This is a genomic window from Tessaracoccus sp. SD287, from assembly GCF_017355265.1.
Lineage (GTDB): Bacteria > Actinomycetota > Actinomycetes > Propionibacteriales > Propionibacteriaceae > Aestuariimicrobium.
In genome coordinates, this window is sequence record NZ_JADIJQ010000001.1 from 141,533 (window position 1) to 153,995 (window position 12,463).

12 protein-coding genes are annotated in these 12,463 nt (G+C 68.1%); 6 read left to right on the forward strand and 6 right to left on the reverse strand.

The features are described from left to right. Positions 1–62: 62 nt before the first annotated feature. Positions 63–350 carry a hypothetical protein gene (locus IPV09_RS00655; protein ID WP_207472926.1) on the reverse strand — a complete coding sequence of 96 codons (288 nt, stop codon included), beginning with the start codon at positions 348–350 and terminating at the stop codon, positions 63–65. Between the two features lie 275 nt (positions 351–625). On the opposite strand from IPV09_RS00655, the gene lexA reads away from it, so the two are divergent. Then, on the forward strand, positions 626–1,474 hold the full coding sequence (lexA, locus tag IPV09_RS00660; protein WP_207472927.1) for a transcriptional repressor LexA: 849 nt from the start codon (positions 626–628) through the stop codon (positions 1,472–1,474). Positions 1,475–1,486: 12 nt separating this feature from the next. Here lexA and IPV09_RS00665 read toward each other — a convergent pair whose 3' ends face one another. From IPV09_RS00665 to miaA, 4 genes are all read right to left on the reverse strand, one after another. Further along, on the reverse strand, positions 1,487–3,442 hold the full coding sequence (locus IPV09_RS00665) for an ATP-dependent DNA helicase (protein ID WP_207473038.1): 1,956 nt from the start codon (positions 3,440–3,442) through the stop codon (positions 1,487–1,489). 148 nt (positions 3,443–3,590) lie between these two features. Beyond that, the gene (gene hflX / locus IPV09_RS00670) at positions 3,591–5,093 is read right to left on the reverse strand and encodes a GTPase HflX (RefSeq protein ID WP_207472928.1); all 1,503 of its coding nucleotides are present in this window, start codon (positions 5,091–5,093) and stop codon (positions 3,591–3,593) included. 78 nt (positions 5,094–5,171) lie between these two features. Next, positions 5,172–6,011 carry a diaminopimelate epimerase gene (dapF, locus tag IPV09_RS00675; RefSeq protein WP_242681024.1) on the reverse strand — a complete coding sequence of 280 codons (840 nt, stop codon included), beginning with the start codon at positions 6,009–6,011 and terminating at the stop codon, positions 5,172–5,174. 13 nt (positions 6,012–6,024) lie between these two features. Next, positions 6,025–7,002, reverse strand: coding sequence for a tRNA (adenosine(37)-N6)-dimethylallyltransferase MiaA (miaA, locus tag IPV09_RS00680; RefSeq protein ID WP_207472929.1), 978 nt, complete (start codon positions 7,000–7,002; stop codon positions 6,025–6,027). Between the two features lie 139 nt (positions 7,003–7,141). Here miaA and IPV09_RS00685 point away from each other — a divergent pair, with 139 nt between their 5' ends. Then, positions 7,142–7,363, forward strand: coding sequence for an antitoxin (locus IPV09_RS00685; protein ID WP_242681025.1), 222 nt, complete (start codon positions 7,142–7,144; stop codon positions 7,361–7,363). A 14-nt stretch (positions 7,364–7,377) separates the two neighbouring features. Here IPV09_RS00685 and miaB read toward each other — a convergent pair whose 3' ends face one another. After that, positions 7,378–8,859 (reverse strand): tRNA (N6-isopentenyl adenosine(37)-C2)-methylthiotransferase MiaB, encoded by a 1,482-nt coding sequence (miaB, locus tag IPV09_RS00690; RefSeq protein WP_207472930.1) that lies wholly within the window; start codon positions 8,857–8,859, stop codon positions 7,378–7,380. A gap of 147 nt (positions 8,860–9,006) precedes the next feature. Between miaB and IPV09_RS00695 the strand changes: the two genes are divergently transcribed. The 4 genes from IPV09_RS00695 to IPV09_RS00710 all read left to right on the forward strand — a co-directional run bounded on the left by IPV09_RS00695 (position 9,007) and on the right by IPV09_RS00710 (position 12,447). Beyond that, the gene (locus IPV09_RS00695) at positions 9,007–9,876 is read left to right on the forward strand and encodes an amino acid ABC transporter ATP-binding protein (protein ID WP_370590162.1); all 870 of its coding nucleotides are present in this window, start codon (positions 9,007–9,009) and stop codon (positions 9,874–9,876) included. Positions 9,877–9,954: 78 nt separating this feature from the next. Then, positions 9,955–10,770 (forward strand): glutamate ABC transporter substrate-binding protein, encoded by an 816-nt coding sequence (locus IPV09_RS00700; protein ID WP_207472931.1) that lies wholly within the window; start codon positions 9,955–9,957, stop codon positions 10,768–10,770. Positions 10,771–10,867: 97 nt separating this feature from the next. Further along, entirely contained in the window at positions 10,868–11,560 is a 693-nt protein-coding gene (locus tag IPV09_RS00705) for an amino acid ABC transporter permease (protein WP_207472932.1), read from the forward strand. Next, positions 11,557–12,447, forward strand: coding sequence for an amino acid ABC transporter permease (locus tag IPV09_RS00710; RefSeq protein WP_207472933.1), 891 nt, complete (start codon positions 11,557–11,559; stop codon positions 12,445–12,447). Before IPV09_RS00705 ends, IPV09_RS00710 begins: the two co-directional genes overlap by 4 nt. Positions 12,448–12,463: the final 16 nt, after the last annotated feature.

Consider the following 12,463-nt stretch of genomic DNA (forward strand, 5'->3'; position numbering starts at 1 on the left):
TGTGATCTGAACGACGCGGGCCCCAGCCGAATGGCTGGCGCCCGCCTGCGTTCAGTGGCACCTCAGCCGAGGGTGACGATGCCGGCCTGGGCGCCGGTGGGCGCGGGTGCCTGACTGGCGACCCAGAAGCCCTGGACCAGGACGACCAGACCGAACAGGAACACCAGGACCACGGCCACCATGACGGCCAGCAGGCTGCGGTCGGAAAGTCCGGGCGACACACCGACGCCGGGCAGGCTGCATGCCCGTGCGCCGGTTGCCAGGCGGCGGGTCTGCGGAGAGGTCCGGGGGTGGCGGACACGGGGGGCAGGACCGACGACTGCCTCGCGGGTGAAGGTAGCTGCACTCATCTCGTTCTCCTGATCGTTGACCGTCCGCACATCCTGCGCGACGGGTTCGAACGCCTGTTCGAGTCCGACTCTAGCCCGGGTCGGGCGTCAAATCAAACGTTCGTTCGATAGCGTGGCGCATGTCGTTCATCGCGCCACTCACCGCAGTACATCGGCCCCCTCCGACAAAAGCTGCACCCACCCCGCGACGAGCACCCCTCACACCGGTGCCGACACGCTCACAGCACGTCGAACAGGTGTTTGAATTGTGTCAGTGGGGGCGTTATCCTAGTCGCATGGCTCAAGACGAGACGTCCCAGACTCCGCGCCGGGCGCAGACTCCCCGGCGCGCACAGAAGACCGCCCCGCGCGGTCCCGGGCGACCCAGCAACGCCGCTGTGGCCGCCGAACTCGGTACCGTGACTCCCCTGCCCGACGGCCCGGCCGACCAGGACGGGCTGACCGCACGGCAGCGTCGCATCCTCGAGGTCATCCGTGACGCGGTCGCGGCCCAGGGCTACCCACCGAGCATCCGCGAGATGGGTGAGGCCGTCGGTCTGGCGAGCCCGTCCAGCGTGTCCCACCAGCTGAAGGCGCTGGAGTCGAAGGGCTTCCTGCGTCGTGACCCGCACCGTCCGCGGGCACTCGAGGTGCACCTGCCGCCCTCACTGCTGCTCAAGCCGGCCGACGGCACGACGCTGCGTGAGGTGGTGGGGGCGTCGGGTGCGGACGATGTCGACCCCACCGGCGTGAACGATGCCAACCCCAGCGGTGTGCCCGTGCCGATGGTGGGTCGGATCGCCGCCGGCGGCCCCATCCTGGCCGAGGAGCGCGTCGAGGACGTCTTTGCGATGCCGAAGCAACTCGTCGGCGACGGGGTCCACTTCATGCTCGAGGTGCAGGGCGACTCGATGATCGAGGCCGCCATCTGTCATGGCGACTGGGTGGTGGTGCGTCAGCAGGACACGGCCGTCAATGGGGACATTGTTGCTGCCCTGCTCGACGACGAGGCGACCGTCAAGACCTTCCAGCGCAAGGACGGCAAGGTGTGGCTGATGCCGCACAACCCCGACTACAGCCCCATCGACGGCACCTACGCGTCGGTCATGGGCAAGGTCGTGGCCGTCGTCCGCAAGCTCAGCTGAGCCGAGGCCATCTCAACCGCGAGATTCCTGCAGCCGTTTCAGGGCCTGCACGGCGATCTCGCGGTCTGTGGTCATCCAGTACTCGGGCAGGGACGACCGCAGGAACCCGCCGTAGCGGGCCGTGACCAGGCGGGGGTCGAGGACGGCCACCACGCCACGGTCGGTGGACCGCCTGATGAGCCGGCCACTGCCCTGGGCGAGCAGCAGTCCCGCATGCGCGGCTGCCACCGACATGAAGCCATTGCCACCGGCCTGGGCCACCGCCTGCTGGCGCGCCTGCATCAGCGGGTCATCGGGCCGCGGGAACGGGATCTTGTCCATGATCACCAGTTCGCAGGTGTCCCCCGGCACGTCGATGCCCTGCCACAGCGACAGCGTCCCGAACAGGCTGGTTTCGGCGTCGGCAACGAACTGGCTGGTCAGCTCGGAGAGTTGTGCGTCTCCCTGGCACAGGATCCGCAGTTGAGGCAACTGTTCCCGGACATGGTTGGCGGCCTCGACGGCATTGCGTTGTGAGGCGAACAGCCCCAGCGTGCGTCCGCCGGCGGCCCACACCAGTTCGGCAATCTCGGTGAGTAGTTCGGGGGCCATGCCGTCGCGGCTGGGATTCGGCAGCCCGGCCGCCACGTACAGGATGCCCTGCTTGCGGTAGTCGAAGGGCGACCCGACGTCGATGCCGGCCCAGGCCCACTGGCCCTCGTCGCCCTCCACCTCGACACTCGGGTCGCCGACGCGTTCCTTGCGGCTCAACCCCACACTGGCGGCGATGTTCTCGAACTCACCGCCGACGGTCATGGTGGCCGAGGTCAACACGGTGGGGGTGGTCCCGAACACCTTGTCCCGCATCAGCCCGGCGACCGACAGTGGGGCGACATGGGCCCAGCGCCCCGAACGCTCACGTTCGGACACCCAGACGACGTCGTGGGTGCCCAGTGCCGCCATCCGCTCGGCGACGTCGAAGATCTCCTTGACCGCGGCCGACGCCTGCGACTTCTCGGCGTCGTCGCCGCGGACCGTGGCAGCGGGCTGCTGTCCCCCACCCTTGGACGACATCTCGCTGAGGGCACGCCGGGCAGCGTCGCGGACCACGGCGAACGCCTGCACCGCCGGGCCGTCCTCGGTGATGCGGACCAGGGGGCTGTCACCAAGCCCTCGTTCCAGGGCGTCGGCTGACTCCAGCAGGTCGACCCCGACATCGTCGCTGAGCCAGGGCAGCGCCCGCCGCGCGACTCGCTCGATCAGCGGAGGGCTGAGCTCGGCGCTGGCAGCGCCGGTGACCCGCGAGACCAGGTCGTGGGCTTCGTCGACGATGACGGCGTGGTGTTCGGGCAGCACGGTGCCGCCGTGCATGGCGTTGATGGCCAGCAGTGCATGGTTGGTGACCACCAGGTCGGCGTTGCGCGCCCGCTCACGGGACGCCTCGACCAGGCACTCGGCGCCGTAGGGGCAGCGTTGGGTGCCCAGGCACTCCCGTACGGGGATCGACACCTGCTGCCAGGCCGCCGGGGTGTGCGCGGGGGCGTCGTCACGGTCACCGAGTTGCTTGGCCTTGGCCTGCTCCTCGACCCACTCACGCAGCATCAGCACCTCGGCACCCACCGCCGAGGTGCGGTCGGAGTTGCGGGTGGCGGCGGCCAGTTCGGCCCCGCCCAGCAGTGCCTGCTGGTCGTCGGCGGGGCCGTCGCGCACCTTGTAGAGGCAGGCGTAGTTGGTGCGGCCCTTCAGGATGGCCGCGGTGGGGCGGGTGCCAGTGACCTTTTCCACGGAATCGAGGGCCGCGGGGATGTCCTTGTAGGCCAACTGGGCCTGCAGGGCGAGCGTGGCGGTGGCGATGACGATGCGGTCACCACCATTGGCCAGGTGGGTCAGCGCGGGGGTCAGGTAACCCAACGACTTGCCGGTGCCGGTGCCCGCCTGGATCAGGCTGTGGGTCCCGGTCTCCAGGGTGGCTGCGACGGCGTCGGCCATCTTCTGCTGGCCGGGGCGCGGCTGGCCGCCGAGGGCTTCAACGGCGGCCGCCAGTACGGCGTCATGGTCATGGGACACCCCGCCACTGTAGTCGTGTCGGTTCCCGGACCGTGAGTTATCCACAGGCGAGTGGGTTGGCGCGGGGCCCTCAGTCGGTGCGGTAGTCGACGAACTCGCTGGCCAGTTCCGGGTGCACGTGGGCCACCAGCATGGTGCCCTCACCGGTGTGCTCCGCCGACTGCAGCGTGCCCAGGCGGTGGACCTTGTCGATCAGGTCGCCACGGCTGTAGGGCACCAGCGCCCGCAACTCGACCTCCGGCAGCGGCAATCGCTGTTCGGTCAGGGCTCGCAACTGGTCGATGCCGTGGCCGGTGCGCGCCGAGACGAAGATGGCGTCGGGGTACAGCGAGCGCAGCACGGTCAGTTGCGACGACTCGGCAGCGTCGACCTTGTTGATGACCAGCTGTTCGGGACGGTCAGCGGCGCCGATGTCGCTGAGGACCTTGCGCACCGCATTGATCTGACCAACGGGGTCAGGGTCGGAGCCGTCGACCACGTGCAGCAGCAGGTCGGCCTGCACCGACTCCTCCAGGGTGGAGGCGAAGGCTTCGACCAGGTCGTGGGGCAGGTGGCGGATGAACCCGACGGTGTCGGTCAGGGTGAAGACCCGTCCGTCCTTGGTCTCGGTGCGCCGCGTGGTCGGGTCCAGGGTCGCGAACAAGGCATCCTCCACGAGGACACCGGCGTGGGTGAGCCGGTTCAGCAGGGACGACTTGCCGGCGTTGGTGTAGCCGACGATCGCCACCGACGGCACCCGGTTGCGAATGCGGTCGGCACGTTTGGTCGCGCGGGTCGACTCCATCTCCTTGAGCCGGTTGCGCAGGATCGAGACGCGGTGGCTGATCCGTCGACGGTCAGTCTCGATGCGCGTCTCACCGGGACCGCGGCCACCAATGCCGACACCACCACCGGCCTGGCCACCCGCCTGGCGGCTGAGGTTCCCACCCCAGCCGCGCAGTCGTTGCTTGAGGTAGTTGAGCTGGGCGAGCTCGACCTGGGTCTTGCCCTCCACACTCTTGGCATGCTGGGCGAAGATGTCGAGGATCAGCGCGGTGCGGTCGACGACCTTCACCTTGACCCGATCCTCGAGGTTGCGCAGTTGGGCCGCCTCGAGTTCCCCGTCGCAGATGACGGTGTCGGCACCGGTCGACTGCACCACCTCGCGCAGCTCGTCCACCTTGCCACGTCCGATGAAGGTCGCGGGGTCCGGGCGCTGACGTCGCTGCACCAGACCGTCGAGCACCTGGGATCCGGCGGTCTCGGCGAGCAGCTTGAGCTCGGTCATCGCGTTCTCGGCGTCGGCCTGGCTGCCGGAGGCCCAGACGCTGACCAGCACGACCCGTTCGAGCTTGAGATCGCGGTACTCGACCTCGGAGATGTCATCGAGCTGGGTGGACATGCCGACCACACGGCGCAGCGAGCGGCGCTCGGCCAGTTCCAACTGGTCCCCGTCGTCCGAGTCGTCAAGGTCCTCGGGGTCGGGCTCGGCCCACGGGTCAACCAGGTCGGCGTCGTCGTCGAGGTCGCCCTCGTCGAACGCGAGGGCGTCGTCGTCGAAAGTGTCGTCTTCACGGATATCGGCAGAAGTCATCGTTGAACAAGCCTGCCACCCCCACCCTCATCCCGCCAGCGATTAACCGCAGGGCGTAGAGGCCCCGGGCGAGGCGGATCAGTCGGCCAGCGAAGTCTTCCCGCTGGCGACGATCACGGCGGGACCGCGCAGCAGCGCCTGGTCGCCCGCGAGCTCGACGCCCAGCACCCCACCGGCGACGTCGACCCGGTACTTGCCGTCGCCGTGTCCGGAATGACGCGCATAGGTGGCGACGCTGGCGACCACCCCGGTGCCGCAGGACTTGGTCTCACCGCTGCCGCGTTCGAAGACGCGCATGCCGAGGCGGCGGTCGTCCAGTCGCTGGACGAACTCCACGTTGACCCCGTGCGGGAAGGCATCGGTCGGCGTCCACGACGGTGCCCCGGTCAGGTCGAGACCGTTGAGGTCCTCCTCGTCACCCAACAGCACCACTGCGTGCGGGTTGCCCACGTCCACCCGGGTCGCCGGCCAGGAGTGGTCACCGAGGTGCACCACGACTGCCGAGTCGTCGATGCCGACGGTGCCCATGGCGGTGGAGATGGAGCCGTCGGAGTGGAAGGTCAGTCGCCTCAGGCCGGCGCGGGTGGCGATGTCCACCTCCCGCCCCGAGACCAGGTCATTGTCGGCCAGGTGTCTGCCGAAGACCCGGGTGCCGTTGCCGCACATCTCGGCGGTCGACCCGTCGGCGTTGCGGTAGTCCATGAACCACAAGTCAGGGTCGCCGTCCCATTCCGGGATGTGCTGGGCCTTCACCGCCCGCAGCACCCCGTCGGCGCCGACCCCGGCACGACGGTCGCACAGCAGGCGCACTTCGTCCTCGGTCAAGGGGTTGGTGTTGTGTCGGTCGACAATGACAACAAAGTCATTGAGGGTGCCGTGTCCCTTCACGAAGTTGATGGTGCGCATGGGATTCACCATGGCACTCCCCCTCTCACTCGGCAAGGACTCGCTCGGATTGGGGTGGGCCGGGATGCGGGTCCTCAGCCCAGCCCAGGATGTCGTCGGCGATGGCCTCGACGTCGACCGCACCCGCCGGGTGCCAGGTGATCCTGTGGTCGCGGCGGTACCAGCCGAGCTGTTTGCGGGCGAAGCGTCGGGTGGCTGCGGCCACCGCCAGCTTCGCCTCGTCCTCGGTCAGCTCACCGGCAAGGTACTGCAGGACCTGTCGGTAGCCGATTGCGCGCGCGGCGGTGCGGCCCTGAAGCAGTCCGGCATCGACGAGCCCTCGCACCTCCGCCACCAGACCGTCGCGCCACATCTGGTCGACGCGGGCGTTGATGCGCTGGTCCATCACCGTCCGGTCCACCTCCAGCCCGAGGGTGTGCACATTGGTGAGGGCATAGGTCCATCGGGGCAGGGCGGGGCGCAGTTCCTGGTCGAGGTCGAGCAGTTCCAGTGCCCGGACGATCCGGCGGCCGTTGCCGGGCAGGATCTCGGCGGCGGCGAGCGGCGCCCTCGCCGTCAGTTCGGCGTGCAGCGCCTGCGGCCCCTGGTCGGCCAGGGCCGACTCCCACCTGGCGCGCACCTGCGCATCGGTTCCGGGAAACTCGAAGACGTCGGTGATCGCCCTGCTGTAGAGCGCGGAGCCGCCGACCAGGAACGGGACGCGACCCCGGTGGCGCACCTCGTCCAGTGCGGCACGTGCCAGTGCCTGGAACTCGGCCACCGACGCCGACTCCGTGACGTCCATGATGTCGATGAGGTGGTGGGGCACGCCGCGACGCTCGTCGGTGGTCGGTTTCGCGGTGCCAATGTCCATCCCGCGGTAGACGAGCATGGAGTCAGCGTTGACGACCTCGGCACCGACGCCACGCCGGCCCAGGGCCAGCGCGAGGTCCACGGCCAGGCCCGACTTGCCGCTGGCCGTCGGGCCCACCAGGTGCACGATCGGCAGGCTCACCCGTGCCATTGTGCCGGTGCCGCCGCCAGCGTTCCAATCACAGGTGCGGCACACCGGGCGCCATGAGCAATTCGTGCGACCGACTGACAGGTGGCCGGACGCGACCGCACACTGGAATCGCTGGACCACCCAACCGAAAGGACTGACCATGGGTCTCATCGACTCGATCAAGAACGCCTTCGACGGCGACGACAGCAATGACCCTGCCATGGTGGCCAAGGCCAAGGATGCCCTGAACACCCACGAGGATCGCATCGACGCGGGAGTCGAGGGAGCCGGGGACTTCGTCGACGACAAGACCGGCGGCAGATTCGAGGGGCGCATCGACCAGGGGCAGGCCGCCGTCCAGGACAAGACCGGCAACCTCTGAGAGCCGCCCCCGGCTCAGGCCTGGTTCGCCCGCAGGCGCGGCATACCGAGGTTGACCCCGGCGGCGGCTGCCGGCGCCTCGTGGCGCGCCTGCCAGGCGTCACCGCCGCGGGTGCGACGCAGGGAAAGGATGCCGGCGTCGGCGGTCAGGTGGTGCGGGGCGGCGCGGGTGACCTCGACGGTGGCCATGTCGCCGGGGCGCGGCAGGTGGTCGCCCACGGAGACGTGGACCAGCCGGTTGTCGGGGGCCCGCCCGGACATGCGCCGGGTCTCGGCGTCCTTGCGGCCCTCCCCGTCGGCGAACATCACCTCCACGGTGCGGCCGACCTGCACTTCGTTCTCCTGGTGGGTGATCTCGTTGACCAGGGCGATCAGCCGGTTGTAGCGCTCGGTCACCACGGCCTTGTCCACCTGGTCGGGCATCGTCGCGGCCGGTGTCCCGGGGCGAATGGAGTACTGGAAGGTGAAGGCTGTGGCGAAGCGTGCCTGCTCGACCACGCGCAGTGTCTCCTCGAAATCCGCCTCGGTCTCGCCCGGGAAGCCGACGATGATGTCGGTGCTGATCGCTGCCTCGGGCATCGCTGCGCGCACCCTGTCCAGGATGCCCAGGTACTTCTCGGAACGGTAGGAGCGCCGCATGGCCTTGAGGATCCTGTCCGAACCGGACTGCAGCGGCATGTGCAACTGCGGCATGACATTGCTGGTCTCGGCCATGGCCTCGATGACGTCATCGGTGAACGCGGCCGGGTGCGGCGAGGTGAAGCGGACACGCTCGAGGTCTTCGACCTGACCGCAGGAACGCAGCAGTTTCGCGAAGGCGCCCCGGTCACCGAACTCCACTCCGTAGGAGTTCACGTTCTGCCCCAGCAGGGTGATCTCCTGGACGCCCTCGCCGACCAGGGTCTCGATCTCGCGCAGAATGTCGCCGGGGCGACGATCGGTCTCCTTGCCCCGCAGCGCCGGCACGATACAGAAGGTGCAGGTGTTGTTGCAGCCGACACTGATCGAGACCCAGGCGGCGTAGGCCGACTCGCGGCGGGTGGGCAGGTTGCTGGGGAAGGTCTGCAGCGCCTCGACGATCTCGACCTGGGACTGCTCCTCGACGCGGGCACGCTCCAACAGCACCGGCAGCGCCCCCACGTTGTGGGTGCCGAACACCACGTCGACCCAGGGCGCCTTCTTCACGATCGTGTCGCGATCCTTCTGCGCCATGCACCCACCGACGGCGATCTGCATGCCGGGCCTGATGGCCTTGACGGCCGCCATGTGACCGAGGTTGCCGTACAGGCGGTTGTCGGCGTTCTCCCGCACCGCGCAGGTGTTGAACACGACCAGGTCCGCGTCGTCCTGCTCGCTGCGCACATACCCGGCACCCTCGAGCAGACCCGAGATGCGTTCGGAGTCGTGGACGTTCATCTGGCAGCCATAGGTGATCACCTGGTAGCTGCGCGGGGCGCCCACGGCGGGGGCAGGGAGACTGGTCAGCAGGTCGCTCATGATGAGCCGATTCTAGGTGTGCGGCCACGTCGAACTCGAATTGCCGGGCTCGAGGTCGAGTGACGGCGCGGCATACCCAGACAACATTCTGACAACACTGAACGCGACGTCCAGCCGCGGACCCCCCGTTGGCCCTAGTCTGCACGCATGAACGTGAGCAGCGCCGTGCCAGCAGACCAGCCTCCGCTGGAGGATTCGCGCCAGCCCCCGACCGGGGCCGGCGAGCCGTCCGCGCAGGACGGGACCGCGGCCGACGCCGCGGCGGTCACGTCGAGGTCTGGCACCCAGGACCTGGTGGTGCTCAGCGGGGTGAACAAGTACTTCGGCGACAACCACGTGCTCAAGGACATCAACCTGGGCGTCACCAAGGGTGAGGTCGTCGTCGTGCTCGGCCCCTCCGGGTCGGGCAAGTCGACGCTGTGCCGCACGATCAATCGTCTCGAGACCATCGAGTCCGGGGTGATCACCATCGACGGCCAGAAGCTGCCCGAGGAGGGCAAGGCGCTGGCGGCCCTGCGGGCCAAGGTCGGCATGGTGTTCCAGTCCTTCAACCTGTTCGCCCACAAGACGATCCTGCAGAACGTCACCCTGGGGCCGACGAAGGTCCGCGGGATGAAGAACGCGCAGGCCGACGAACTCGGCATGAAGCTGCTCAAGCGCGTGGGCGTCGACAACCAGGCCCACAAGTACCCGGCCCAATTGTCCGGCGGGCAGCAGCAGCGCGTGGCGATCGCCCGCGCCCTGGCCATGGACCCCAAGGTGATGCTGTTCGACGAGCCCACCTCGGCGCTCGACCCCGAGATGGTCAACGAGGTCCTCGACGTGATGGTCGACCTGGCCAAACAGGGCATGACCATGATCGTGGTCACCCACGAGATGGGGTTCGCCCGCAAGGCTGCCGACCGTGTCATCTTCATGTCCGACGGTGCCATCGTCGAGGAGGCCGACCCCGAATCGTTCTTCACCAATCCCCAGACCACCCGAGCCCAGGACTTTTTGTCCAAGATCCTGCACTGAGCGAAACTGCCCCACCCTGAGATCCGACCCCCGGACGGGCCCCAACGCCACCCGGAAACACGCCAGAGAGGCACAACCATGAAGTTCATCAAGAAGCTCGCGGCGGTGGCATCAGCCGCCGCGCTGGCCCTGTCCCTGACCGCATGTGGCGACGACGGCGCCGGCACTGCGGACGAGAAGATCGTCATCGGCATCAAGTTCGACCAGCCCGGCCTCGGCCTCAAGGTCGGCGACGGCTACGAGGGCTTTGACGTCGAGGTCGCCAAGTACGTCGCCAAGGAGCTCGGTTACGCCGAGGACAAGATCGAGTTCAAGGAGTCCCCCTCGGCGCAGCGCGAGAACCTGATCATGGGTGGGCAGGTCAAGTTGATCTTCGCCACCTACTCGATCACCGACGCCCGCAAGGAGAAGGTCAGCTTCGCCGGCCCCTACTTCGTCGCCGGGCAGGACCTGCTCGTCGCCGAGAAGTCCGACATCACCGGTATTGACGCTCTCGCCGGCAAGAAGCTGTGCTCGGTCACCGGCTCCACCTCGGCGGTAAAGGTCAAGGAGAAGGTGCCCGGCGTCCAACTGCAGGAGTTCGACACCTACTCCAAGTGCGTGGAGGCCCTGGCCAACGGATCCATCGACGCGGTGACCACCGACGACGTGATCCTCGCCGGCTACGCCGCCCAGGACGCCTACAAGGGCAAGCTCAAGGTGGTGGGCGCGCCGTTCAGTGAGGAGCGCTACGGCATCGGCCTCAAGAAGGGCGACACCGAGCTCTGCACCAAGGTGAACACCGCCGTCCAGAAGATGTTCGACGACGGCGCCTGGCAGGCTGCCCTGGAGAAGACCGTGGGCGACTCAGGCTACAAGATCCCCGCGAAGCCGACCCTCGACACCTGCAGCTGACCCACGCCGGTGCCGGGGCGCGTGACGCACGCCGTCCGCGCCCCGGCCCCAGCCACCAGGACACCACCCTCGACCGGGACACAGGAGCAGTTGGTCAATGGACATCTTTAGCACCGCATGGGAGCTGATCAGGGAGTTCGACGTTCTCAAGGCGTTCGGGTTCACGATCCTGCTGACCCTGTTCGGGGCCGTGGGCGCCTTCGTCATCGGCGTGGTGGTCGCGGTGCTGCGGGTCAGTCCCGTCCCGGCGCTGCGACTGTTCGGCACTGCCTACGTCAACCTGGTTCGCAACACCCCGCTGACCATCGTCATCTTCTTCTGCGTCTTCGGCCTGATGTTGTCGATGAACTGGTACCTGTTGCCCGACGGCGCCGGGCAGGCATGGCAGAACTTCATGTGGGGCGGCATCGGGTTGGCCATCTACCACGCCAGCTTCGTGGCCGAGGCGCTGCGCTCGGGCATCAACACCGTCCCCCTGGGACAGGCGGAGGCGGCCCGGGCCATTGGCCTGTCCTTCCGGGGCACGGTCAGCGAGGTGATCCTGCCGCAGGCCCTGCGCGGCGCCATCGCCCCGCTGGGCAACACCCTGATCGCGCTGACCAAGAACACCACCGTGGTGGCCACCATCGCGGCCATCGAGGCCTCCAGTGCCATGAAGCAGATGATCGAGTTCCGCCCCGACGAGCTGTTCCTCAGCTTCTTCATCATTGCCCTCGGGTTCGTCATCCTGACCCTGCCCGTCGGCATCCTGTTCACGCATCTGTCGAAGAAGCTGGCGGTGGCTCGATGAGCGCGTCCAACGTGTCGGTCATCTTTGACGCCCCCGGACCCCGCGGGCGGGTCCTCAGCCGCATCATCGGTGTGGTGGGCATCCTGCTGTGCCTCGTCCTGGGTGGCGTGGCGCTGTACCTGCTGCGCAAGCAGATCCTGCACTGGGACTACTGGCAGGTCTTCCTCGAGCCCCTCTCATGGACCGAGTTCATCCTGCCCGGCCTCTGGTCGACCCTGAAGGCCGCGGCCCTGGCGGTGCTGCTGTCAGGCATCTTCGGGTTGATCTTCGGCATCATGCGGCTGAGCCACCTGAAGGCGGTCTCGATCCCGGCTGCCATCGTGGTGGAGTTCTTCCGGGCCGTACCGGTGCTGATGATGATGCTGCTCGGCTACTACTTCCTGCTGTACAACCCCGGCATCGTGGCGCCAGACCAGATGGCCTTCGCCGGGGTCGTGGTGGGCCTGATGTTCTACAACGGCTCGGTCATCGCCGAACTCGTGCGCAGCGGCGTGCACTCCCTGCCCACGGGGCAGCGCGAGGCCGGTGCCGCCATTGGCCTGACCCGCGGCCAGACACTGAACTCGGTGCTGCTGCCCCAGGCCATCACCGCCATGCTGCCCTCGCTGCTGAGCCAGTTGGTGGTCGTGCTGAAGGACACCGCGCTGGGCTACATCATCACCTACCCGGACCTGCTGCGCTCGGTGCAGAACCTGTTCCCCAGTGGCGGGGTGATGGTGGCGCTGTTGTTCGCCGCTACCGTCTACATCATCCTGAACTACGCCCTGACCCTGTTCGCCTCCTGGGTGGAGCGCCGGATGCGGGTACGTCGCGCGGGCAAGTCGGTGGGCGTCGGCACCGTGCCGGTGCCCGGCACGGCCAACACCAACATCCGACCGGAGGCCTGAGCCCTGCGCTCCCCGC

Bases quoted from the DNA above. Each gene is read 5' to 3' on its own strand.
- IPV09_RS00655 (WP_207472926.1), bottom strand. From the start codon at position 350: ATGAGTGCAGCTACCTTCACCCGCGAGGCAGTCGTCGGTCCTGCCCCC.
- lexA (WP_207472927.1), top strand. From the start codon at position 626: ATGGCTCAAGACGAGACGTCCCAGACTCCGCGCCGGGCGCAGACTCCC.
- IPV09_RS00665 (WP_207473038.1), bottom strand. From the start codon at position 3,442: ATGGCCGACGCCGTCGCAGCCACCCTGGAGACCGGGACCCACAGCCTG.
- hflX (WP_207472928.1), bottom strand. From the start codon at position 5,093: ATGACTTCTGCCGATATCCGTGAAGACGACACTTTCGACGACGACGCC.
- dapF (WP_242681024.1), bottom strand. From the start codon at position 6,011: ATGGTGAATCCCATGCGCACCATCAACTTCGTGAAGGGACACGGCACC.
- miaA (WP_207472929.1), bottom strand. From the start codon at position 7,002: ATGGCACGGGTGAGCCTGCCGATCGTGCACCTGGTGGGCCCGACGGCC.
- IPV09_RS00685 (WP_242681025.1), top strand. From the start codon at position 7,142: ATGGGTCTCATCGACTCGATCAAGAACGCCTTCGACGGCGACGACAGC.
- miaB (WP_207472930.1), bottom strand. From the start codon at position 8,859: ATGAGCGACCTGCTGACCAGTCTCCCTGCCCCCGCCGTGGGCGCCCCG.
- IPV09_RS00695 (WP_370590162.1), top strand. From the start codon at position 9,007: ATGAACGTGAGCAGCGCCGTGCCAGCAGACCAGCCTCCGCTGGAGGAT.
- IPV09_RS00700 (WP_207472931.1), top strand. From the start codon at position 9,955: ATGAAGTTCATCAAGAAGCTCGCGGCGGTGGCATCAGCCGCCGCGCTG.
- IPV09_RS00705 (WP_207472932.1), top strand. From the start codon at position 10,868: ATGGACATCTTTAGCACCGCATGGGAGCTGATCAGGGAGTTCGACGTT.
- IPV09_RS00710 (WP_207472933.1), top strand. From the start codon at position 11,557: ATGAGCGCGTCCAACGTGTCGGTCATCTTTGACGCCCCCGGACCCCGC.